Genomic DNA, 21,559 nt, shown 5'->3' on the forward strand with positions numbered 1-21,559 from the left:
CAACGCTTCTAGCGTGGCAATCCATGACATCTGCACAGGGGGCGACGTCACGCGCGTCTGAGCGGCCACCGGGTACCGGCATCGACATCTCCGGCTTGACCAAGACCTTCACCAGTCGATCGGTGCGCGGGACCAACACGGTCACCGCGCTCTCCGACGTGTCGTTGAAGACCTCGGAGGGTTCGTTCCTGTCGCTGCTCGGCCCGTCCGGATGCGGTAAGTCAACGGTGCTGCGCATCCTCGCGGGACTCGAGGAACCGACGTCGGGCACCGCGTTGATGAACGGCCAGTCGCCGACCGAGCTGCAGCGAGATCACTCGTTGGGCATCGCCTTTCAGGATTCTGCCCTGTTGCCGTGGCGGACCGTCGAATCCAACATCAGGTTGCCGCTTCAGGTCGGACACATGCCGTCCGACGACGCGTTGGTGTCGGATCTCATCGAACTCGTCGGTCTCACCGGATTCGAGAAGGCCAAGCCTGCCATGCTGTCCGGCGGTATGCGGCAACGTGTTTCGATCGCACGGGCACTCGTCGTGCGCCCCACCGCGCTGCTGCTCGACGAGCCGTTCGGCGCCCTCGACGACATGACCCGTCAGCGTCTCAACATCGAACTCCTCCGCATCTGGACCGAGAAGCCCGCCACCACACTCATGGTGACCCATGGGATCGCCGAGGCGGTGTTTCTCTCCGACGTCGTCGCGGTGATGAGTCCGCGGCCCGGTCGCGTCGTGGAGATGGTCCCCGTCGACCTGCCCCGACCGCGTGTCCCCGAGATGATGCGCACACCGGAATTCCATGCGCTGCATGACCATCTGTCTGGCTTGCTGTTCGGAGGCAAGGCAGCCGACGGTCCTGCGAAGTCCGCAGAGCCCGAACCCGACAGGGACGTTCCCGATACAGCAGACGCCGACGCGATCTCCGAGGCCACGAGTGGCTAGCGCCGTGGTGGAACGGACGTCGTCGGCGCGAACGGTCGCAGGCGCCGACCGATGGGCCGCGGGACTCGTCGGCATCGTCGGCGTGCTAGTACTCTGGTCGCTCGCCGGAGCGTTGGAATGGTTCCACGGAACGATCCCGACACCGTGGGCTGTCGTCCAGACCATCGCCGACACCGGGTGGAGCTACTACGCCGAGAACTTCTCGTCCACAATCGAATTGGCGTTACGCGGCTTCTTCTGGGGCAACCTGCTCGCGATCCTACTGGCACTTCTGGTGATCGTGATACCCCCGATCGAGGGCTTGGCCACTCAACTCGCGATCATCTCCTACTGCACACCCATCATCGCCGTCGCGCCGATCATCCAGGTCGCCTTCGCGCAGGTGCAGACGATGATCATCTTTCTCGCGGCCATCTCGGTGTTCTTCACGACGATGATCGGAACGCTCAGCGGGCTGCGTTCTCCGAACAAGGCGAGCCTCGACCTGATCCGCGTCTACGGCGGCGGTCGATGGTCGCAGTTGCGGCGCGTGCGGATCGAGGCTGCGCTCCCGAACACGTTGGCCGCCATCAAGATAGCGGCACCGGCTGCGATTCTCGGTGCGGTTCTCGGAGAGTTCCTCGCGATGCCGGACAAGGGCGCCGGTCCTGCGATGATCGTGGCGCAGCAGCGCGGCGACATCCCGCAGGTGTGGGCGATAGCGCTGATCTGTGGTGCCGTCGCCGGCGTCGGCTACGCGATCGTCGCAGTCGTCGCCCGATTCGCGACGCGGTGGGCCGCGGGCAAGGAGGTGTTCGGATGAGCGCTCCCACAACCGATTCGACGGCCGACGTGGTGGTCGCCGACGCACCTACATCGTCGGACGGACTTCCGGAAAGCGTTGCGACAGGCCCGAACATCGGAGCGCTGCTCTGGCAGATCACCAAGTTCCTCGGATCGCTTGTCACGTCGTTCGTGTTGATTCTGGTGATCTGGTGGCTGTTCCTGCTCGCCTTCCCCGACATCGGGCCGATCATCGGCCGCACCCCGGTTCAGGTGTTCCAGTATCTGTTCACCGAGCCGGGCGCTGCGGACGCGAGGTCGGAGATCTTCGACAATCTTGCGATCACCCTGACCGACGCCGCGATCGGCTTCGTCGTGGGAATGACCGCTGCGCTGCTCGTTGCGGCACTGTTCGTCGTATCACGGCCTGCCGCACAGACATTCATGCCGATAGCGATGCTCCTTCGCTCGGTGCCGTTGGTCGCGATGACACCGCTGATCACACTCGTCGTCGGGCGGGGGATCGGGGTGGTCGCCGTGATGGGTGGGATCGTGGTGTTCTTTCCCGCGCTCGTCATGATCATGACCGGCCTGGCGAACGCGCCCACACAGATCAACGACGTGATCGCCGTGTACGGCGGTAATCGATGGACTGCGTTGCGACGCTCCGCGATTCCGTCGGCGGTTCCCTCGTTGTTCAGTGCCGCCAAGATCTCGGTTCCCGGTGCGCTCGTCGGTGCGACCGTCGCCGAATGGCTCGGAACCAACAAGGGACTCGGTGCAACGCTGCAGCAAGCGCTCCCCGCGGCGGCATACAACGAGTTGTGGGCATCGGTGCTCGTCATCACCGTTGCGTCGATCATCCTCTACGCGATCGTCGGCGTCATCGAATCAATTGTCCTGGCCCAGATGGGTATGCAGCAGAACTGAGGCTGCTGATCGTGGCCAGCCCGGTCGGGTGATCCTCGCCCGATCCACCTGAAAGGAAGAACACCCAATGAGTAATTCCGTGCGTAGCGGCGGACTCGATCGTCGCGCATTTCTTCGGTACTCGCTCCTTGCGGGCGGTGCCGCGGGTGCACTGGGCGTGTCCGGGGCGCTCGCGGCCTGCAGTAGTGGCAGTAGCTCGTCCGGCGGGGCGTCGTCGGACAATCCCAAGGTGCAGCTCTCGTGGCAGAAGAACATCGAGTTCGCCGGGGAATACTGGGCTTTGGAGAAGGGGTACTACAAGGCGGGTGGTCTGGGCACGCCTGAGTTGATCACCGGTGGCGGCGCGGGTACCGGTGTCGAGACCGGCCTGACGTCGAACAAGGTGTGGATCGGTACCACCGCACCGCAGCTCACCGCGCCGGTGATCCTGCAGGGCGCCAAACTGATGACTGTCGCGGCCACCTACCAGAAGAATCCGTTCTGCATCGTGTCGTCGGCCGAGAAGCCGATCAAAACACCACAGGACATGGCGGGCAAGAAGATCGGCGTGCAGGCGTCCAACGAGAATGTGTTCAAGGCACTGCTCACCGCCAACGGGATGAAAGAGTCCGACGTCCAGAAGATCTCGGTGCAATACGACCCGACGCCGCTCACCAAGGGCGAGGTCGACGGCTGGGTCGCCTACGTGACCAACGAGCCGATCACGTTGGCCGAGAGCGGTTTTGCCAACACCAACTTCCTCTTCGCCGACTTCGGACTCCCACTGGTCGCCGAGACACTCGTGGTGAAGCAGGAGACCATCGACAACGAGCGCGACAAGCTCAAGGCGTTCCTCAAGGCCGAGGTGCAGGGTTGGAACGACGCCGTCGCCGATCCCGCGGGTTCGGCGAAGCTCGCCGTCGAGAAGTACGGCAAGGACCTGAATCTCAACCTCGATGAGCAGATCAAGGAAGCGACTGCCCAGAACACGCTCGTCGTGTCGGAGGACACGAAGAAGAACGGTCTGCTGACGATGACCGACGCCCTGATCGCACAGAACATCGAGGCGCTGGGCAAGGCGGGCTACACCCTCAAGCCCGCGCAGATCTTCGACATGTCGCTGATCAACGAGGTCTACAAGGAGAACCCGGATCTGATCAAGGCCTGATCTCCCCCTGGGGGCGGCGAGCGCGCGATGCGTTCGCCGCCCCTGACATATGTCACCGGATTCGATGACGAATGGCATGGGTGCTGCCGATCACCCGGCGAGATGATCGCTGTATGTCCACTCTCACCGACACATCCTCACGGCGCGTCGCTGTCCCCAGTTGGCTACGGAATCCGGCGCTCGGTCTCTTCTTCCTCGCCCCGCTCGTCGCCGAGTTCTTTCTCGGTGACTTCCCCCTGACCATGATCTTCGCGATCATCCCGTTGGCGTTGTGGTACGGCGGAAGCGCCGTACTCATCCGAGAGGTCGTGCGGCGTCGCGGGTTGTGTTGGCCGTCAATTCTCCTGCTGGGCAGTGCTTTTGCTGTCGTCGAGGAGGGACTGTTGACGATGTCGCTGTTCAATCCCGACTACGCCGGTGCGCATCTCCTCGACAAGGGGTACATCCCGGCACTGGGTATCGGGACCACCTGGACGGTGTACGTCCTTTGCCTACACGTCGGATGGAGTATTGCGACACCCATCGCGTTGGCCGAAGCGGCTGCGGGACAACGGGGGAACATTCCGTGGCTCGGCCGGCGTGGGCTGATCGTGACCGGGGTCTGCGTCGTGCTCGGCGCGGTGTTCACCTTCGCTACCAACTATCCGCAGTTCGGTCACTTCCTTGCGTCTCCGGCTCAGCTGCTCGCGTGTTTCATCATCGCGGCATCGTGTGTCGTCGTCGCGCTCTGCCGTCCGGTGTGGATCAGCCGCGGTAGGACTCGACGTGGATCGGCGCCGTCGCTGTGGTGGGTGTTCGCGGTGATCTTTCTGTGCGCGGGTGCTTTTCAGCTCGATTCGGCGATCGACACCACATGGATTGCCGATACGACGGTGGTGGTGGCGATCGTCGTGGCGCTGGGGTCGTTGGGGTGGTGGTCACGCAGCGACGGGTGGTCGCAACGTCACGTGCTGGCTGCGGCGTCGGCCATGCTCCTCACCTACACGTGGCATGCCTTCTTCTCTACCGGGGTGGTGCCGTCGACTCCCATGGTCCTGCTTGTGAGCCATATCGTGTATGCCGTTGCGGCGGTGGCGATCCTGCTGATCTGTTGGCGTCGAGTGGGCCGTGGGGCAGGTCAGGATCGCGTAGCGGTGAGCTCCGCCGACAGTGCTCGACGCAGCTTGGCGATCCGCCCGGGCGCGTCCACGGCCACTGCTCCGACCACGCGGTCGCCGTCGGAGTAGAGCACGACGCCGCCGTCGTCCATGGTCTCGGTGACCGTTCCCGACAGGTCGGCCTCGGTGGCGCCGACGATCTGGATGCGGTGACCGTGCCACGACGACCAGGCGAACGGCACTCCCGCATATGTCTGCTGCGCGCCAACCGCATTCGCTCCGGCGACGAATCCCTGTGCGGTCGCCGAGGTCCAGTGGCCGCCGGGAGCGCCGTCGACCGATGCCACATCGCCCGCCGCCCACACCGCTGGCGCGCTGGTCGCCATCGTCGAATCACAGACCACGGCGCCCGATGCGGGATCGAGTTCGACGGTGCTCGCCGCGAGCCAGTCGGTGGCGGGCGTCGACCCAGTACCGACGACGACTGCGTCGACCGGGACGTCACGCCCGCAGGATGTGCGGATCGAGTCGATCCTGTTGTCGCGCGCGGAAATATCCGCCAGACCCGAGTCGGGCAGGAGTGTCAGGCCCGCGTCCTCGTGCAGTGCTGCGAGCATGCGCCCGGCGAGCGGGCCGACGCTGCGCGCGAGCGGGAACGACGACGTCCCGATCAGGGTGACGTCGATGCCTCGCGCGGCAGCGGCCGATGCGATCTCCGAGCCGATGAAGCCGGTACCGAGGACCGCCAGACGTGTTGCGTCGCGGAGTGTTTCGCGGACTGCGATCGCGTCGTCGAAGTCACGTAGCGTGTCGACGTTGTCGAATCCGTCGAGTGCGCCGATCGTGCGGGCACGATGTCCGGTGGCGAGTACGAGCGAGAGGTATTCGATCGGGCCGGCATCGGTCAGCAGCCTTCGGTGCGCGACGTCGATTCCCGTTGCCGTGGTGGATATCCGAAGGTCGATGTCGAGTGCTTCCCAACTCTCTGCCCGTCGCAGGGTGGGCAATTCGGGTTGCTTGTCGGCGTCGAGCATCGCTTTCGACAGCGGTGGGCGGTCGTAGGGGAGGTGCGGTTCGTCGCCGATCATGACGATGTCGCCGGTCCACCCTTCGGCGCGGGCGCCCTCGGCGGCGCGTACCCCGGACAAGGACGCGCCGACGATGACGAGCGGCCGCGTGTCAGATGACGTGCGTGGTTCAGTCACGGCGCACCTCAGTCGAGCATCCGCAGAGCGGACACCGGGCAGGAGTCGACGGCCGCGCGCACGTACGTCCTGTCGCTATCGGGAACGTCGGAGGTCGCTACCTCGACGATGCCGTCGTCGCCGATCTGGAAGTACTCGTTGGCCTGTGTTTCGCACATTCCGATGCCCTCGCAGGTGGGGCGGTCGACCTGGATGTGACTCATCATTCTCTCCTTCGATAGCGGGCTGGTGAACGACCATCTGTTGTCATCTTGACCGGGAGATGCGTCACAATCACTGGTCATCGCACCCAATCCGACGCATTCGACTGTGCAATCACACAGTCTCTGACAGTTTGGGGTGATGACCGAGATCGCCGAGTGGCTGGAGATGTTCGTCGCCGACCAGCAGAACCCGACTGCGCTCGACGACTGGGTCTCGACGACCGTCGACGCGATTACCGCCGACGTCGACCTGCCCGCCGACATCCGTCCGGTGCTGGTGTCCGCGGTCGAGGAGCACTGGCTTGCGTTCCTCGGCGGCGTGGCCGTCGACGCGGACGGGGCCACCGAACTCGTACCGGCAGCGGGAGACCTGTCGATCCAGATCGCGCGGCACCATCTCGGACTGCCGGTGCTGTTGAAGGTCTATCAGAGCGCGCAGGAGGCGTCGTGGGATTTCGCCGTCGACGTTGTCGGGCATGCGCCACAGGACCTCGATCACGAGTCGCTCCTCGTGTGGTTCTGGACCAAGGCCAACCGCTGGTTCGCCACCTCGGTCGAACTCTCCGTGGCGTTGTATCAGGACGAGGTGGAGCGGATTCGACGACGCGGCGATGCGCGACGCTACGAGTTGGTCGCCGATGTCCTCGATGGGAAAAGCGTTGGCTCGACGGAACTCTCGGCGGAGCTGGGCGGCCACCCGATCGCCGGCGTCACACAGGTCGCGGTCATCGCGCACGCGATGGACGCCGACTCCATCGAGCGACTCGAACCGTCACTCGTCCGCCTCGCGTCGTCGATTCCCGGAGCACGGCTGGCCGTTGTACGGCCGGGAGGCCGCGAACTGTGGGGATGGCTCGCACTGAATGCGGCGCCAAGCACTGCGGCACAGTGGGATTCGCGTGGCGTCGATCCCGCGCAGATTCGCTTTGCGATCGGAGAGGCGGCCGAGGGTATCGAGGGATTCGTCCGTTCGCATCGCGATGCTCGTGCGGCGCAACGTGTCGCGCTGTCGCCGCGTCGACATATCGCGCTGACCGTGTACGAGGACGTCGCCGCGCTGACTCTCCTGACCGGAGATCCCGACGCCGCAGGGCGTTTCGCGCGTGCGGTGCTGCGTGGACTCGCCGCACCGGAACTCGACGAACTGCGCGGCACCGTCCGCTACGTGTTGACCACCGCCGACAGTGCAGACCAGGTCGCGACATCACTTGGTATCCACAAGAACACGGTGCGCTACCGGATACAGCAAGCAGAACGCCTGCTCGGACATCCCATTCGGGAGCGAGCAGGCGATCTGGTGTTGGCGCTGGACTATTTCGACGCCTTCCTCGGCTGAGGCGGGTCGCGGGGTGACTATGCGCTGGTCTCCTTCAGGGGGATGAAGTCGACCTTCTCGCGCACACCGCAGTCCGGGCAGGTCCAATCGTCGGGGATCTCCTTCCACGCGGTACCCGCGGCGAATCCCTCGAGTTCGTTGCCCACCGCGACCTCGTAGGTGTAACCGCAACCGGGGCAGCGGGCCGCGGCGATGTCGTCGTTGATTGCGCCGGGCGTGGTGTCGTCGAGGAGCGACTCGTCGAGCGTCGTCTCGCTGGGAATGGGGAACCTGCGGGTGAGACGGTCGAGCTTTCCGGGAGCGACGTTGGCGAGTCGGACGTCGCCGTCGAAGTGGTCGACGACGCGGTGGTCCATGACCCTGCGCCACAGGGGTGGGAACAGTGCGAGGACGATCATTCCGGCGTAACCGGTTGGTAGTGCGGGTGATTCGCGATAGTCGCGCAGGGTCTGGTAGCGGCGAGTGGGGTTCGCATGGTGATCGCTGTGGCGCTGCAGGTGATACAGCAGCACGTTGGTCGCGATGTTGTTGGAGTTCCACGAGTGCATGGGAAGCACGCGCTCGTAGCGTCCGGCTTTGGTCTGCTGCCGCAGCATGCCGTAGTGCTCGAGGTAGTTGACGATTTCGAGTAGCGAGAAGCCGACGACAGCCTGCAGCACGAGGTAGGGCAGAATCCCGACGCCGAGCCAGATGGTCAGCGCGGCCCACAGCACGACGGTCATCAGCCAGGCGTTGAGTACGTCGTTGCCGATATGGAACGGATGAGTGTCCTTGCGGCGGTATCGCTTTGCCTCGACCTGCCATGCGCTGCGGAGCGAGCCCGACACGGTGCGGAACCAGAACCGGTAGAAGCTCTCACCGAGTCGCGACGACGCAGGGTCTTCAGGGGTGGCGACCCGCACGTGATGTCCGCGATTGTGCTCGATGTAGAAGTGGCCGTAAAAGCTCTGTGCCAGTGCGATCTTCGACAGCCACCGCTCGTGGCTCTCCTTCTTGTGGCCGAGCTCATGCGCGGTGTTGATCCCGATACCGCCGATGAAACCGAGTGTCACGGCGAGTCCGATGCGGTTGATGATCGGCCAGTCCGCGGTGGCGATGAGATACATCGAGAGGATGAAGCCCGCGTACTGGATCGGCAGGAACGCGAAGGTGATGTAGCGGTAGTACTTGTCGTTCTCGAGTTCCTCGATCACGTCGTCGGGCGGGTTGGTCGGGTCGAAACCGGCGACGAAGTCGATCAGCGGGACCACGCCGAGCACGATGATCGGACCGACCCACAGGAAGACACCCCACCCGGTTAGTTCGTACCCACCGATGGCGATGAATGCGAACGACGGGACGATCAGACCGATCAACCACAGATAGCGCTTGCGATCACGCCACCTTGCGGTGCTTCCTTCGGCAACGGTGCCGGTGGCCTCGAGTGCCATGATGTACCTCCTGAACACGGGCTGTATTTCTGAACTGTTGTCAGAATCCACGCGTTCTGGATCACAATCACCGTGCTATTCACTCAATATGCGGAGTCGGACTGTGTGATCACACAATCAGGTGGCGGACGCCAGCGCGACGTCGAGAAGCTCTCGCGCAGGTCCGCGCACGGTGATGTGCGACGTCCACACGGCACGGAGTGGACGCACCATCGACAACCCGTCGACGTTGATGCGCACGAGGCGTCCGGCCGCGATGTCGTCGGCGATCGACAGTCGCGACAACACCGTCACCCCGTTCGACGTCAACACCGACGACCGGATCGCGGTGACCGACCGCAGTTCGATGAGTGGGTCGGCGGCGACGAGTCCGAGTTCCGAGAGCGCCTTCTCGTAGGTGATCCGTGTTCCGGAGCCGGGTTCGCGCTGGATCAGCGGCGTCGACGCCAGTTCGTCTGCCGACACCGTGCCCGTGCGTGACCACCGATGGCCGGGAGCGGCGACCACGTACAACTCGTCGGTGGCAACGAGCGCGGCGTCGAGGTCGGCTGTCTCGCCGGGACTTTCGACGAACCCGAGGTCGGCGTCGCCGGACCGCACCGTCTCTATGACCTCGGCGGAATTCATGGGGCGCACCGAGATTCGTGCTCCGGTGCGCGAGGTGAGCGTGGTGAGCCAGCCCGGTACCAAATACTCGGCGACGGTCATCGACGCTGCGACGACGAGCGTCGCGTGCCTGTTGCCGATCAGTGTGTCGACGCCTGCGACGAACTCGGCTGCCCGTTCGACGAGCGCGTTGGCCCACTCGAGGACCAGGCGACCGTTCTCGGTCGGTTCGACGCCCGCGGGGGAGCGTACGAAGATCTCGACGCCGAGTTCGTGCTCGACGCCGCGCACGCGCGAGCTGACGGCCTGCTGGCTGAGTCCGAGGTCGCGGGCGGCGGCGCCCATGCTGCCGAGTCTGCCGACCGCGACGACGACCTCCAGCGCTGTGATGTCGGGAAGTCGGCGTGCGGGCATGGCGATGACGTTAGGCAACGCCTCGTCTGGTCACAAGCATGATCTGTGGCCTTGTAGGGTGGTTACTGCGCGGCCTGCAGTGGGGTCGTGCGGTGCGTAGGATTCCCGACCACTGACGAGGGAGCGAGATGTCGGACTTCATCAAGAAGATCAAAGACGACGCAAAGGCCGTCGGTGCCGCCATCGACAACGAGCTGACCGTGCTCGAAGGCGTTCCCGGCTACGACCCGCTGGCCGACGACGATTCCGCGGGCGGCGAGAGCGCCGGGGACGAGAGCGCGGCCGACACGCCTGAGGCTGAGCCGAAGAATTCCTAGGGTCTCGGACCTCACGCCAACGCGGCGCTCGACTCTCGACGCCGCTGCGGGTCGGGGTACGGCACGGCGTCGAGCAGTGCGCGCGTGTACTCGTCGCGCGGCCGGGTCAGCACGTCTCGCGCAGACCCGTGTCCGACGACCTGCCCGTTGCGCAGCACGTACACGCGATCAGACACCTGCTCGATGACTGCGAGGTCGTGGCTGATGAACAGCGCCGCGAAGCCCAGCTCGTGCTGTAGTTCTGCGAACAGTTCGAGCACGCGTGCCTGCACCGACACGTCCAGCGCGCTGGTCGGCTCGTCGGCGATGAGGAGCTTGGGCCGCACCGACAGCGCCCGCGCCAGCGCGACACGCTGACGCTGACCGCCGGAGAGCTCATGCGGAAGTCGGTCGGCGAACGAGCGAGGCAGATGCACCGCGTCGAGCAACTCCTCGACGCGGGTCGATTGCTCTGCGCGCGTTCCGATGTGCTGGATGTCGAGCGGTTCGCGAATCGACTCGGCGACGGTGAAGCGCGGGTCGAGCGACGCCGTCGGGTCCTGCGGCACGAACGCGATGGTGTGGCGCAGCGAGCGCAACTGTGCACGGTCGACGGCGTCGAGGTCGTGTCCGTCGACCAGGATCTTGCCACCACTGAGATGGGTGAGCCCGCCGATAGACCGGCCGAGAGTTGTCTTGCCCGAGCCTGATTCGCCAACCACCCCGACGACCTCGCCGGGATCGACGTGCAGCGAGACGTCGTCGAGCGCGACGACGGGCTTGCGTCCGAAACCGCCACGATGCACCGCGGTGACATGCTCGACGGCCACGATGGGAACGGGTCCCTCGCCCTCAGCGGTGTCGAAATCTGATGCCGCCCCGGCACTCTCGTCGTCCGTGGAGTCGACGGTCGGCAGCTTGGGAACCGCGGCGAGAAGTTGACGTGTGTACGGCTGTGTTGGCCGAGCGAAGATGTCGAAGACCGTTCCGCGTTCGACGACCTCGCCGAGCTGGACGACGACGACGCGGTCGGCGATGTCGGCGACGACGCCGAGATTGTGTGTGATGAGCAGGATTCCGGCGTCGATCCTGCCGCGCAGACGCAGCAGCAGGTCAAGGATCTCACGTTGCACCGAGACGTCGAGCGCCGTCGTCGGCTCGTCGGCGAGGAGTAGTGCCGGGTCGTTCGCGAGTGCGAGGGCGATCACCACGCGCTGCTTCTGACCGCCGGAGAGTTGGTGGGGGTAGTAGTCGACGCGCTGCTCGGGGTCGGGTATCTCGACTAGCGACAGCAATTCGACGGCGCGGCGTCGAGCATCGCGTCGTGAGATCGATTGATGTGTCCGCAGCGCCTGGCGCAGTTGCCATCCCACGGTCTGGGCGGGGTTGAGTGCGGTCTGCGGCTCCTGGAAGATCATGGCGACACCGGTGCCGCGGATCGCGTTGAGGTCGCGTTCGGAGGCGTTCAACACCTCGACGCCGTCGACCTTGACCGAGCCGGTCGCGACCGCGTGCTCGGGGAGCAGGCCGATCGCCGCGCGTGCGGTCATGGTCTTGCCGGAGCCGGATTCGCCTACCAGGGCGACGATCTCGCGTCGATTGACGCGCAGGCTGATGTCGGAGACGGCCGGACGCGGGTAGTCGAAGGTGACTCGAAGGGAGTCGACCTCCAGTGCGGGTGCGGGATCAACTGCTGTGTGGTCGTTCTCTGCAGCGTTGGTCATCTCACTGCCTCCTGCTGCGCGAAATGGACTGGGAAATAAGGTAGAAACCGAGGACGAGTGCCGTGATCACGATGAGCGGTGCCACCGAGAACCACGGATTGGTCTCGAGGTAGCTGTTCCCGGGCGACAGAATGCCGCCGAGAGACGGTGTCGGGGGAGTCACTCCGATGCCGAGGAAGCTCAGTGCCCCTTCGACGAAGACGGCGAGCGATAACGAGAGTGCGAACTGGACGCCGAGTGACTCGATCGAATTGGGCAGTACGTGGCGGCGGAGGACGTAGCTGTTGCGCGCGCCGCTCTCACGCGCCGCCTCCACGTAGGGCAGTTCTCTGACGCGTAGCACCGACGTGCGAGCCAGTCGGCCGAAGATGGGAATCTCTGCGAGCACGATGACGATTCCGATTGTGGTTGCGCCGGGCGACAATACGGCGGTCAGGGCGATGCCGAGGACGAGAGCGGGAAAGGCGAGGATGACGTCGAACGTGCGCTGTGCGATGACATCTGAGATGGGGTGCGACACCGAGAGCACGCCGATCGCGGTACCGAGAAGGGCGCCGATGGGTACGGCGATGAAGATGATCAGCAGATCCACCCGGATGCCGTAGAGCACCCGTGTCGCGACGTCGCGGTTGAGGTCGTCGGTGCCGAACCAGTGGTCGGCACCCGGCGGCAACAGGTACGCGCCGTCGATCTGCTGGTCCGGTCCGTACGACGTCAGCAGTGGTGCGAGCAGCGCGAGTGCGACGATGCCGAGCACCAGGACGCTTCCGACGAGGCCGCCCCCGGTGAAGAGACTGCGCCACAACGGCTTCCGGATTCGACGCCGCTCTTTGTCGGTGGGCGACTCCGGGATCAGACCCGGTTCGATGTCTGCGGCGGACGACCCGGTCGCGGACGTCGAGCCGGACGAGGTGGTCAGTGAGGTCGACATCAGTTACCTGCCAATCGGATTCGGGGATCGAGCCACGCGTGCAGTACGTCGGCGAGCAGTTGGAGCACGACGAACACCGCGACCGAGAGCAGCACGAGCACCTCTACGAGCGGATAGTCGCGGGCGAAGATGCCCTGCTCGGTCAGGAGGCCGAGTCCCGGCCAACCGAAGATGGCCTCGACGAGGATCGCGCCGCCGAGGAGCCCTCCGGTGACCAGTCCGAGCGCGGTCAGGCTCGGTGGTAGCGCATTGCGTAGTGCGCTGTGAATGACGATGTCGCGCTTCGATACTCCCAGTGCTCGTGCGGTGGTCGCATACGGTTGCCGGAGTTCGGTGCGCAGCGCTTCGGTCAGGAAGCGGGCGAGTGTGGCGCCGGCCGGGAGCGCCAGGGCGACGGCAGGCAGCAGGAGGTACTGCGTGGTGATGCCGGGTTGGCTGAAGAGTCCGTCTGGCGGGGTGCCGCCCGAGGGGAGAATGCGCCAGCGGACGCCGAACAGCAGGATCAACAGCGTGCTGACGACGAAGGTCGGAACCGCGATCGCCACCGCATTCACCCCGGTGACAACGGAGTTCACGATGCGGTTGTCGAAGATCGTCGCCGACAGACTCAATGCCAGCGCCAGGAGGACGGCGAGGATCAGCGCGGTGACGGTGAGCAGAATGGTGTGGACGAGTCCGAACGAGACGAGTGAGCTGATCTCGCCACCGACCTGGTAGCTCTTACCGAGATCGAAGGTGAAAATGCCTGCGATCCAGGAGGCGTACTGTGCGATGAAGCCGCGGTCGAGACCGAGGTCGTGGCGTATCGCCGCCAACTGTTCGGGCGTGGCGTCGGGTCCTGCGAGCGCTGATTCCGGTCCTCCGGGGATCAATCGGACGATCGCGAAGATCAGCACCGAGGCCACGAACAGCACCAGGATCGCCGTCGGTATGCGGCGCAACAGATATCCGGCCATCAGGAGTTCCGTCCTTGCGTGTTGAGGTAGGTCTCGCCGAGGTGCAGTTGGGCACGCCGGTCCCAGTCGACATTGCCGACGGCGGGCGACGCCGCGGATTGCTGGAACACCACACCGATCTCGACGAGGAACAGATCGTTCAACCAGATGTCGTCGAGCTGTCGATACGCGGCGAGCGCAGCGGGCGATGTCGGATCGGGTGCGTTCCAGGCCGCGTTGGCGGCCTTCGTGTAGTCGGGGTTGACGTAGTTGGAGGAGTTCTTCGCCGCGTTGAACGGGTACGCCGAGACGGCGAGGGTCGAGGGCGTGAACTGTGCAAAGGCGTGCTGCAGCAACCAGATTCCGTCGAACTTGCCGCCGATCAGCTTGGACGACTGCACGGTGTTGTCGTTGGGGCGCAACTCGACCGGGATACCGACGTCCTTGAGGTTCGACTGCACGATCTGCGCCAACACCCGGTCAACGCCCTGGGTGGAGTAGTCGAGGGTGATCGGTGCAACCTGCCCGTGTTCGGCGACGAGCTCGCGCGCCCGCTTCACATCGCGCGTGTACGTCGTGTTCTTCGACGCGTCGTATGCGGGAGACCACTTGGGCCAGGGCAGGTTGACGACGTAGCCACTCTTGCGGAAGACGTCGTTGATGATGCGTTCGCGGTCGATGGCGAAGGCGATCGCCTTGCGCAGGCGGACGTCGCCGAGCGCTGGATTGGCTACGTTGATTCCCACGTACTCCTGCTGCTCGGCGCCGGTGTAGGTGATGTTGTTGAATCCGTATCTGCGCGTTGCCAATTCCTGGTCGTGGTTGTTGAGTCCGTAGGCGAGGTCGATCTGGCCCGTGCGTAGTCGGGTGTAGAGCGCCTGCTGGTCGGTGATGATGTCGAGGTCGATGGCGTCGAGATTGGCGCGCGGACCCCAGTAGGAGTCGTTGCGCACCAGGCGGACATCCGAATTCGGTTGCCACGACGAGAATCGGAACGGGCCGGTTCCGTTGAACACCTTGCCCGCGCGCAGCCCGTCGAGGGTGTTGCCGTCGATGATCGGCGCAGAGTCGAGCAGGTCGAAGATGTTGCTGAGCGGATGATCGAAGGTCAGCACCACGCGGTGCGGATTGCTGGTGTCGTAGCCGGTGATGGCCGCGGCGGTCCGCTTGAACTGCGGTGTCCACGGCCCAGCGGTGTACGCCTTCAGTGAGCTCTCGACGTCGGCCGAGGTGAACGCGCGCCCGTCGTGATAGCGCACGTCGTCGCGCAGATCGAGCGCGAGGGAACGGCCGTCGGAGGCGAGTTGCCAGCGTGTGGCCAGCGACGGTCGGACGGTCAGATCGTCGCGCGAGTAGCGGATCAGGGTGTCGAAGACGTTCGACACCACGTGGCCGTTCATGCTGCCGGTGCCGATCTGCAGGAAGGTCTTCGGGCTCAGGTCATTGAGCACACCGACCCGCAGGGTGCCGCCCTGCGGCGGTTTGTGGCCCGGAGGAAGGGCGGTCGCTGTGGAGTTCTGCTGCTGCGCGACGGCGGAGGTGCACGCGGTGGCCGTGGCCATCGTCAGCAGTGCGACGAGCGCGAGCAGCGCGGCTCGTGTGCGAGTGGGCATGGTCTTCGGATTCTCTTCCGTCCGATGGGATGGGAGCTGCGACGCTGGCGGTAGTCGGTGATGCGGCAGTAGCCGATCCCGACATCGGCCACACGACGCACGGCCGCGGGTCGGTGTGCGTTGTCGAATACGAGCAACTGTGAGGGCATTCGGGTGGCGACTTCAAGCTGATGACGCCTTTCTCGGCAACGTCGGAGAAAGGGTTGACAGACCGGCCGGCCGTGCGAATGGTGTGTGATGCGCAACCGCGGACAGCGGTGGTCGCACGATCGTGGAGGAGTGACGATGGCAGACGGAAACAGCGAAATACCCGACTACGCACGGGGTTACGAAGGTTTCGAGGGTCGGGTCGGTCGTACGTCGTCGCAGTCGACGCCCTGGTGGAAGCCCGAACCGAGCGCGCCGGTGGGTGCTCCGAACATCGTCGTCGTGCTCATCGACGACATGGGCTACTCCGATATCTCGCCGTTCGGCGCGGAGATCGATACCCCCAACATCGCGGCGCTCGCAGAGCGTGGATTTCGACTGTCGAATTACCACACGACGCCGGTCTGTTCGCCGGCTCGGGCCGCTCTGCTGACGAGGCTCAACCCGCACCGTGCCGGCTACGGCAGTGTGGCGAACTCCGATCCGGGCTTCCCCGGTCTGCGCCTCGAACTCGCCGACGACGTGCTCTCGCTTCCGGAGATACTGCGCGCCAACGGCTATGCGACGTATGCGGTCGGTAAGTGGCACCTCGCCCGCGACGCCAACATGAGCCCCGGCCGTACGCGCGATTCGTGGCCGCTGCAGCGCGGGTTCGACTCCTATTACGGTTCGCTCGAAGGGCTGAACTCGTTCTTCTATCCCAACCAGCTCATCGCCGACAATTCGGTCGTCGACGTCGACGAGTACCCCGATGACTACTACGTCACCGACGATCTCACCGATCGTGCTGTCGCGCAGATCAAGTCGCTGCGCGCGCACGATGCCGAGAAGCCCTTCTTCCTCTACTTCGCGCATATCGCCATGCACGGTCCGCACCAGGTCAAGGAGTCCGACCTCGAGAAGTATCGCGGAAAGTACGCGGACGGGTGGGATGCTGTGCGCCAGAGACGATTCGACCGACAGGTCGAGCAAGGTCTGTTCGACGAGGGCACTCCGATCGCCGAGCGCAACACCGAGCCCGGCTACGACGCTCCACCGTGGGATGAGCTCGACGTTGCCGAGCAGGAACGCTTCGCGAAGTACCAGGAGGTCTATGCGGCCATGGTTGATTCGGTCGATCAGAGCGTCGGACGCATCGTCGACACCCTGACCGAGCTCGGCGAACTCGACAACACGATCATCGTGTTCACGTCCGACAACGGTGGTACCGCCGAGGGTGGTCCGGTCGGAACCCGTTCGTACTTCAGCCAATTCGTGCACGGACCGGTGCCGTCGGACTGGGAGCGCGACGTCCCCCATGACGAGAATCTGATCGGCAGCGCGGCTCTCGGTGTGCACTATCCGCGCGGGTGGGGCCAGGCGTCGAACACGCCCTTCCGCTTCTACAAGGGGCAGACCTTTGCCGGAGGTGTGCGGGTGCCGTTCGTGCTGTCGTGGCCCGACGGCCTGCCGCGCGACGCGGACGACAGCGGTGTTCGCCGACAGTATGCCTACGTGACAGATCTTGTGCCGACGCTGCTCGAGTTGGCGGGCGTCGAGGCGCCGACCGAACGGCACGGTAAACCCGCGCAATCGCGCGACGGTGTCAGTGCCGCAGGGTTTTTGCGCGATCAGGCAGCGAGTTCGGACCACACCGAGCAGTACGCCGAGTTCGGCGGACACCGCGGGTTCTATCGGGACGGGTGGAAACTGCTGTCGCTGCACAGGGACCCCGATCGCGTCGACGACCCGGAGTGGGAACTCTACGACGTGACAACCGATCCCGCGGAGACGCACGACGTCGCCGCGGAACACCCGGACGTCGTTGCAGAACTCGCTCGCGCGTGGGACGAAGCCGCATGGCGCAATACTGTGTTCCCGCTGTACGATTCGCCCGCCGACCAGGGACGTCGACGACCCGACGAAGAACGCTACAGCGACCCGGTGCGCATACTCGCCGGCACTCCGACGCTCGAGCGGTACCGTTCGAGCAAGCTCATCGCGTACCGCGACTTCGACATCGAGATCGAGTTGCGCGACTGGACGCGCGCCGACGAAGGTGTGCTGGTCGCCCACGGTGATCCGCAGGGCGGCTATCTGCTCTACATCGAAGACGGCACAGCGCATTTCGTGTTCAACAGCTACGGCCGCATCGCGCGTGTGTCCGGCGAGCTACCCGACGGCGTGGACACCCTTGCGCTCGGTGCCGTCGCGACACCACAGGTGCGATGGGACTTCGTTCTCGAGGCGTCGGTCGGCGGGCAAGTCGAGGTAATCGCCAAGTTGGACAACCAGTTCCAACTCGTGGGCATGGCCCCGTGGACGGGGATCTCCGTGGGGCTCGACGCGCGCGGTCCCGTCGATCTGGAACTGCGGGAGCGGCGCGGCGTGTTCCGCTTCGGCCGCGCACTGCGCGCGGTGACCTACCGACCGGGCGCCGTACGGGTTCCGGCCGATGTCCGCCGCGAGATCGATGAGAGCGCCGAGTATCACGCCGACTGAGTATTACGTCGACCGAGTATCGCGCCGACTGAGTACCGCAGCGGCACAAGGTTGTAATCGGTGTGGGCGAGAACCTTTCGCCGCGCGCCGATCAGTGGAGAAATCGAAGTAACGACGACATCAGCCAAGAAATCAGCCAAGGAGTACACCAGTGACACTGACCGACATCGAACAACGCACCGACAGCGATTCCGCTGCCCAAGCTCTCTACGACGACGCGTCGATCACCGTGACCAAGCTCGGCGAGAACATCGGCGCCAAGGTCGAGGGCGTCCGTCTCGGCGGTGATCTGTCCGCCGAGCAGGTCGAGGCGATCCGCACCGCGCTCGCCGTCAACAAGGTCATCGCCTTCACCGGGCAGGACCACCTCGACGACGAGACCCAGTACGCGTTCGCGTCGTTGCTCGGTGAGCCGACTGCACCGCATCCGACCGTGACGTCGCGTGGTGATCAGCTGCTCACCATCGAAGGCGCCGCGAACAGTTGGCACACGGACGTGACCTTTGTCGATCGCATCCCCAAGGCGTCGTTGCTGCGGCCAATTGTGTTGCCTGCCTATGGCGGTGCGACCACCTGGGCATCGACCGTCGCCGCCTACGAGCAGTTGCCCAAGCCGCTGCGTTCGCTCGTCGAGGAACTGTGGGCCACGCACTCCAACCTGTACGACTATGTGGGACAGAAGGAGCCGTCCGGCGGCGTCGACGTTGTGCAGAAGGAGGAGCACTACGCCGAGTTCACCAGCTCCGAGTACGAGACGTTGCATCCCGTCGTCCGCGTGCACCCGGAGACCGGAGAGCGCAGCCTGCTGCTCGGCCACTTCGCCAAGGAGTTCCGTGGCCTGAAGGCGTCGGAGTTCGCGAATCTCTATCAGCTGCTGCAGGCCCGGATCACCAAGCTGGAGAACACCTTCCGCTGGAATTGGAGCTACGGAGACCTGGTGATCTGGGACAATCGCGCCACCCAGCACTACGGCATCGCCGACTTCGGCAACCAGAAGCGTCAGCTGCATCGGATCACCCTGGCCGGAGACGTGCCCGTCGACGTCAACGGCCAGCAGAGTCAGATCATCCAGGGCGACGCGTCGCATTACTCGTCGGTGGAACAGCCCCGACGTCTGGCGGTGTTCGCTGCCTGATCCTGCTCGCCGGAGATCATCTGAAGAGTGCACGACGCGGTCGGACCACGGGCTGGGTCCGGCCGCATCGTGCGTTGTTGTCCGTCGAGCCTGTGGATGACTCGCGTGGCATAGGGCGCTCAGCGCATTACACTCCTCGCATGTCGAAGAGGACGAAGGTCGGAATCTGTTGTGGTGCAGCCCTCGTGCTGTCACTTGCTGGTTGCTCATCGTCGGGTGAGCCGGTGGCGCAATCGAATTCGAGTGCCACAGACGTTGCGACTAGCGCTGCTGAGTCCTCCGCGGCTCAGCCGACGGGACCGTCGGTGGGCACCGCGACGATGAAAGTGATCGGCGGTTCGACGCCCGTCACGATCCGCTATCGCATCAACGGCGGACCGGAGACCACCGAGACCGCGGTGACGCTGCCGTGGAGCAAGGACTACCCGGTGTACGACAAGGTCTCGTCGAGCGTCAGCGTGACCGGCGGCGGCGAGGTGAGCTGCACGATCATGATGGGCAGCAGCCTGGTCGCCTACAAGACCGAGCCCAACCCGACCTGCGAGTTCGCGTACTACGGGTGATCAGGCGCCAGCACTGTTGCGCTGGTGTTCGCGGTTTACGGCTGGCTCAGCGGGGCACCCAGTCCGCGTCGCTCCAGACTGATTTGCAGGCCCTTGCTCGGCTCATTTGTTTGCAGCCATGTTCGAACACCTTCGACCTGCTGCTCGCGGGGCGCATCGAGCAAGTGGAGAATGGTCAGCAGTTGACCTGCCATTGCGGGCTGCGGGAGATCGACGTCGACAGGGACATAGACGCTGTCGTCCCAAAGACGATTCGCAATACCCATGATTCCATCCCGCGGTTCGACACAGATTTCAGATCAAACCCATGTTCTCGTTGATCCATACCGAGTGTACGGCTACACGAATCAGTGCGTCACTATGACGGCGCGAATCGTGGGAAGCGATCCCGCTTCGTCGACGCCTAGAATCTGAAGAACAACGTACGACGAGAGCAGTAACTCGCCTTGGTATGCGAGCGCACCGTCGCCCAGCGGAGGTATCCATAGCGCTGGTGTTCCAGCGGGCACCTCGAGCTCAAGCAACGCCGGTCCGGGACTAGAAGGTGGACGAGTGAACTCGTTGGCGGCGACGGCCCGGTGAACCGACGTTGCGAAGTAGCCCGATAGAGGAACGGTCTGGCCAATCAGGTCACTGAGGGCGCTCGTATCCAACCCGAATACCTTCGGAGCGCTGCGAACGCCCCGGTAAACGAGCACTCTTTGCGCCAACCGATGTCGCTCGATCAGTACATCGAGAATGTCGGCCCGTTCGACCATGAGCGCGTCGTCGGACTCCCCGCGGGCGACACGTGGAAATTCTTGGTACGTGCGGTCGTCGCGCTGCCAGAGGGAGATTATGTGCCGACTCTCATCGTCGAGAATTGCTGCGTCGGAGGCATACTCGGCGTCGAGGACACGAGCGGCAGCCTGTCCGTCTTGCCTGCCTGGACCGCCGATAGGCTGCGGTCCCGGTGGTAGCGTCAGCGTCTGCCCTTCCGGTCGTGATGACCACCAGAAGGTCACCGCGTCCGAAGAATCGTAGCCGTTGGTGTGGCCAGAGGGCACTGGAGCCGCCTAGGAGAATCGAACTCCTGACCTATTCATTACGAGTGAATCGCTCTACCGACTGAGCTAAGGCGGCGTGCTGCGCGAGGCAGCGCTCACGAGTGTAGCGAGCCGCGTCTGTGGAACCAAAACCGGCACCGAGATGGGCAAGGGGCACGCGCTCAGAATGGGAAGTCGCGGCCGCACGGGACCGCGACCGGCGAGCTCGGGTCCAGTGCGTTCTGTACCAGCGCGGCCACGGTCGGCGAGTAGATCATGCCCAGATGCCCGACCTTCGACGCCGGGCACACGTTCTGCACGACGACGTTCGTGACGTTCGGCGCGGGCTCCATCAGTGCGTTACGCAGCGGGAACACCACCTCGTCGTGCGTGGTGGCGAGGTTGACGTACCGGATCTTCGGGTGGTTGGGTCCGTTATCGCCCTCGCCGTTCGGCGTGGGTTTCCCGCCGAACGAGTACCCGCGATTCGCCCCCGAGACGTCGACGATGGTGCCGATCTGTGCGGCCCTGCCGGGCAACTGCGTGACCGACTGCGCAACCGCTGCGCCCTGCGAGTGTCCGACGAGGTCGACGGTGTGCGCCCCGGTCGCGCGACGGACGTGGTCGATGAAGGTGGCGAG

21 protein-coding genes and 1 tRNA gene are annotated in these 21,559 nt (G+C 64.7%); 11 read left to right on the top strand and 11 right to left on the bottom strand.

Going from position 1 to position 21,559, the window contains the following annotated elements:
* Positions 1–23: 23 nt before the first annotated feature.
* The 5 genes from GOSPT_RS19535 to GOSPT_RS19555 all read left to right on the top strand — a co-directional run bounded on the left by GOSPT_RS19535 (position 24) and on the right by GOSPT_RS19555 (position 5,003).
* Positions 24–938 carry an ABC transporter ATP-binding protein gene (locus tag GOSPT_RS19535; protein ID WP_005208333.1) on the top strand — a complete coding sequence of 305 codons (915 nt, stop codon included), beginning with the start codon at positions 24–26 and terminating at the stop codon, positions 936–938.
* Positions 931–1,740: an ABC transporter permease gene (locus GOSPT_RS19540; RefSeq protein WP_039856738.1), complete on the top strand. Its 810-nt coding sequence runs from the start codon at positions 931–933 to the stop codon at positions 1,738–1,740. Before GOSPT_RS19535 ends, GOSPT_RS19540 begins: the two co-directional genes overlap by 8 nt.
* Positions 1,737–2,630: an ABC transporter permease gene (locus GOSPT_RS19545; protein WP_005208335.1), complete on the top strand. Its 894-nt coding sequence runs from the start codon at positions 1,737–1,739 to the stop codon at positions 2,628–2,630. Before GOSPT_RS19540 ends, GOSPT_RS19545 begins: the two co-directional genes overlap by 4 nt.
* Before the next feature lie 67 nt (positions 2,631–2,697).
* Positions 2,698–3,777: an ABC transporter substrate-binding protein gene (locus GOSPT_RS19550; RefSeq protein ID WP_005208336.1), complete on the top strand. Its 1,080-nt coding sequence runs from the start codon at positions 2,698–2,700 to the stop codon at positions 3,775–3,777.
* Positions 3,778–3,890: 113 nt separating this feature from the next.
* Positions 3,891–5,003: a hypothetical protein gene (locus GOSPT_RS19555; RefSeq protein WP_005208337.1), complete on the top strand. Its 1,113-nt coding sequence runs from the start codon at positions 3,891–3,893 to the stop codon at positions 5,001–5,003.
* Here GOSPT_RS19555 and GOSPT_RS19560 read toward each other — a convergent pair.
* Both GOSPT_RS19560 and GOSPT_RS19565 read right to left on the bottom strand, forming a co-directional pair.
* Positions 4,895–6,079 carry an NAD(P)/FAD-dependent oxidoreductase gene (locus GOSPT_RS19560; protein ID WP_005208338.1) on the bottom strand — a complete coding sequence of 395 codons (1,185 nt, stop codon included), beginning with the start codon at positions 6,077–6,079 and terminating at the stop codon, positions 4,895–4,897. The genes GOSPT_RS19555 and GOSPT_RS19560 overlap by 109 nt on opposite strands.
* Before the next feature lie 8 nt (positions 6,080–6,087).
* Positions 6,088–6,282, bottom strand: a complete 195-nt coding sequence (locus GOSPT_RS19565; protein WP_005208339.1) for a ferredoxin — start codon at positions 6,280–6,282, stop codon at positions 6,088–6,090.
* 139 nt (positions 6,283–6,421) lie between these two features.
* Here GOSPT_RS19565 and GOSPT_RS19570 point away from each other — a divergent pair, with 139 nt between their 5' ends.
* Positions 6,422–7,618 (top strand): PucR family transcriptional regulator, encoded by a 1,197-nt coding sequence (locus GOSPT_RS19570; protein ID WP_005208340.1) that lies wholly within the window; start codon positions 6,422–6,424, stop codon positions 7,616–7,618.
* Between the two features lie 17 nt (positions 7,619–7,635).
* Here GOSPT_RS19570 and GOSPT_RS19575 read toward each other — a convergent pair whose 3' ends face one another.
* Together GOSPT_RS19575 and GOSPT_RS19580 are read right to left on the bottom strand one after the other, a co-directional pair.
* Positions 7,636–9,048: a fatty acid desaturase gene (locus GOSPT_RS19575; protein ID WP_005208341.1), complete on the bottom strand. Its 1,413-nt coding sequence runs from the start codon at positions 9,046–9,048 to the stop codon at positions 7,636–7,638.
* 117 nt (positions 9,049–9,165) lie between these two features.
* The gene (locus tag GOSPT_RS19580) at positions 9,166–10,068 is read right to left on the bottom strand and encodes a LysR family transcriptional regulator (protein ID WP_039856742.1); all 903 of its coding nucleotides are present in this window, start codon (positions 10,066–10,068) and stop codon (positions 9,166–9,168) included.
* 128 nt (positions 10,069–10,196) lie between these two features.
* On the opposite strand from GOSPT_RS19580, the gene GOSPT_RS19585 reads away from it, so the two are divergent.
* A complete protein-coding gene (locus GOSPT_RS19585) occupies positions 10,197–10,385 on the top strand; it encodes a hypothetical protein (RefSeq protein WP_005208343.1) in 189 nt (62 codons plus the stop codon).
* Between the two features lie 11 nt (positions 10,386–10,396).
* Here GOSPT_RS19585 and GOSPT_RS19590 read toward each other — a convergent pair whose 3' ends face one another.
* Genes GOSPT_RS19590 through GOSPT_RS19605 form a run of 4 tightly spaced genes read right to left on the bottom strand, consistent with a single transcriptional unit; the run spans position 10,397 to position 15,567 of the window.
* Positions 10,397–12,088 (bottom strand): dipeptide ABC transporter ATP-binding protein, encoded by a 1,692-nt coding sequence (locus GOSPT_RS19590; RefSeq protein WP_005208344.1) that lies wholly within the window; start codon positions 12,086–12,088, stop codon positions 10,397–10,399.
* Position 12,089: 1 nt separating this feature from the next.
* Positions 12,090–13,019: an ABC transporter permease gene (locus GOSPT_RS19595; protein ID WP_005208345.1), complete on the bottom strand. Its 930-nt coding sequence runs from the start codon at positions 13,017–13,019 to the stop codon at positions 12,090–12,092.
* Positions 13,019–13,975: an ABC transporter permease gene (locus GOSPT_RS19600; protein WP_005208346.1), complete on the bottom strand. Its 957-nt coding sequence runs from the start codon at positions 13,973–13,975 to the stop codon at positions 13,019–13,021. Before GOSPT_RS19600 ends, GOSPT_RS19595 begins: the two co-directional genes overlap by 1 nt.
* Positions 13,975–15,567, bottom strand: coding sequence for an ABC transporter substrate-binding protein (locus GOSPT_RS19605; RefSeq protein ID WP_005208347.1), 1,593 nt, complete (start codon positions 15,565–15,567; stop codon positions 13,975–13,977). The genes GOSPT_RS19600 and GOSPT_RS19605 overlap by 1 nt, the downstream gene beginning before the upstream one ends.
* A gap of 285 nt (positions 15,568–15,852) precedes the next feature.
* On the opposite strand from GOSPT_RS19605, the gene GOSPT_RS19610 reads away from it, so the two are divergent.
* The 3 genes from GOSPT_RS19610 to GOSPT_RS22890 all read left to right on the top strand — a co-directional run bounded on the left by GOSPT_RS19610 (position 15,853) and on the right by GOSPT_RS22890 (position 19,893).
* On the top strand, positions 15,853–18,195 hold the full coding sequence (locus tag GOSPT_RS19610) for a sulfatase family protein (RefSeq protein ID WP_005208348.1): 2,343 nt from the start codon (positions 15,853–15,855) through the stop codon (positions 18,193–18,195).
* 151 nt (positions 18,196–18,346) lie between these two features.
* Entirely contained in the window at positions 18,347–19,330 is a 984-nt protein-coding gene (locus tag GOSPT_RS19615) for a TauD/TfdA dioxygenase family protein (protein WP_005208349.1), read from the top strand.
* Between the two features lie 140 nt (positions 19,331–19,470).
* Positions 19,471–19,893 carry a hypothetical protein gene (locus GOSPT_RS22890; protein WP_039856744.1) on the top strand — a complete coding sequence of 141 codons (423 nt, stop codon included), beginning with the start codon at positions 19,471–19,473 and terminating at the stop codon, positions 19,891–19,893.
* Positions 19,894–19,928: 35 nt separating this feature from the next.
* On the opposite strand, the gene GOSPT_RS19625 is transcribed toward GOSPT_RS22890, so the two are convergent.
* On the bottom strand, positions 19,929–20,159 hold the full coding sequence (locus GOSPT_RS19625) for a hypothetical protein (protein ID WP_005208351.1): 231 nt from the start codon (positions 20,157–20,159) through the stop codon (positions 19,929–19,931).
* Positions 20,160–20,594: 435 nt separating this feature from the next.
* Between GOSPT_RS19625 and GOSPT_RS19635 the strand changes: the two genes are divergently transcribed.
* Complete coding sequence (locus GOSPT_RS19635; RefSeq protein WP_141630945.1) at positions 20,595–20,852, top strand: hypothetical protein; 258 nt, start codon at positions 20,595–20,597, stop codon at positions 20,850–20,852.
* 87 nt (positions 20,853–20,939) lie between these two features.
* On the opposite strand, the gene GOSPT_RS19640 is transcribed toward GOSPT_RS19635, so the two are convergent.
* Positions 20,940–21,015, bottom strand: a tRNA-Thr gene (locus GOSPT_RS19640).
* A gap of 85 nt (positions 21,016–21,100) precedes the next feature.
* Positions 21,101–21,559 (bottom strand): esterase/lipase family protein (locus GOSPT_RS19645; RefSeq protein ID WP_005208353.1); only part of this gene is annotated, 459 nt, incomplete at its 5' end.

It is taken from the genome of Gordonia sputi NBRC 100414 (genome assembly GCF_000248055.1).
Taxonomy (GTDB): domain Bacteria; phylum Actinomycetota; class Actinomycetes; order Mycobacteriales; family Mycobacteriaceae; genus Gordonia; species Gordonia sputi.

Bases quoted from the DNA above. Each gene is read 5' to 3' on its own strand.
- GOSPT_RS19570 (WP_005208340.1), top strand. From the start codon at position 6,422: ATGACCGAGATCGCCGAGTGGCTGGAGATGTTCGTCGCCGACCAGCAG.
- GOSPT_RS19545 (WP_005208335.1), top strand. From the start codon at position 1,737: ATGAGCGCTCCCACAACCGATTCGACGGCCGACGTGGTGGTCGCCGAC.
- GOSPT_RS19605 (WP_005208347.1), bottom strand. From the start codon at position 15,567: ATGCCCACTCGCACACGAGCCGCGCTGCTCGCGCTCGTCGCACTGCTG.
- GOSPT_RS19550 (WP_005208336.1), top strand. From the start codon at position 2,698: ATGAGTAATTCCGTGCGTAGCGGCGGACTCGATCGTCGCGCATTTCTT.
- GOSPT_RS22890 (WP_039856744.1), top strand. From the start codon at position 19,471: ATGTCGAAGAGGACGAAGGTCGGAATCTGTTGTGGTGCAGCCCTCGTG.
- GOSPT_RS19535 (WP_005208333.1), top strand. From the start codon at position 24: ATGACATCTGCACAGGGGGCGACGTCACGCGCGTCTGAGCGGCCACCG.
- GOSPT_RS19575 (WP_005208341.1), bottom strand. From the start codon at position 9,048: ATGGCACTCGAGGCCACCGGCACCGTTGCCGAAGGAAGCACCGCAAGG.
- GOSPT_RS19610 (WP_005208348.1), top strand. From the start codon at position 15,853: ATGGCAGACGGAAACAGCGAAATACCCGACTACGCACGGGGTTACGAA.
- GOSPT_RS19565 (WP_005208339.1), bottom strand. From the start codon at position 6,282: ATGAGTCACATCCAGGTCGACCGCCCCACCTGCGAGGGCATCGGAATG.
- GOSPT_RS19600 (WP_005208346.1), bottom strand. From the start codon at position 13,975: ATGGCCGGATATCTGTTGCGCCGCATACCGACGGCGATCCTGGTGCTG.
- GOSPT_RS19595 (WP_005208345.1), bottom strand. From the start codon at position 13,019: ATGTCGACCTCACTGACCACCTCGTCCGGCTCGACGTCCGCGACCGGG.
- GOSPT_RS19585 (WP_005208343.1), top strand. From the start codon at position 10,197: ATGTCGGACTTCATCAAGAAGATCAAAGACGACGCAAAGGCCGTCGGT.
- GOSPT_RS19580 (WP_039856742.1), bottom strand. From the start codon at position 10,068: ATGCCCGCACGCCGACTTCCCGACATCACAGCGCTGGAGGTCGTCGTC.
- GOSPT_RS19590 (WP_005208344.1), bottom strand. From the start codon at position 12,088: ATGACCAACGCTGCAGAGAACGACCACACAGCAGTTGATCCCGCACCC.
- GOSPT_RS19555 (WP_005208337.1), top strand. From the start codon at position 3,891: ATGTCCACTCTCACCGACACATCCTCACGGCGCGTCGCTGTCCCCAGT.
- GOSPT_RS19625 (WP_005208351.1), bottom strand. From the start codon at position 20,159: ATGGGTATTGCGAATCGTCTTTGGGACGACAGCGTCTATGTCCCTGTC.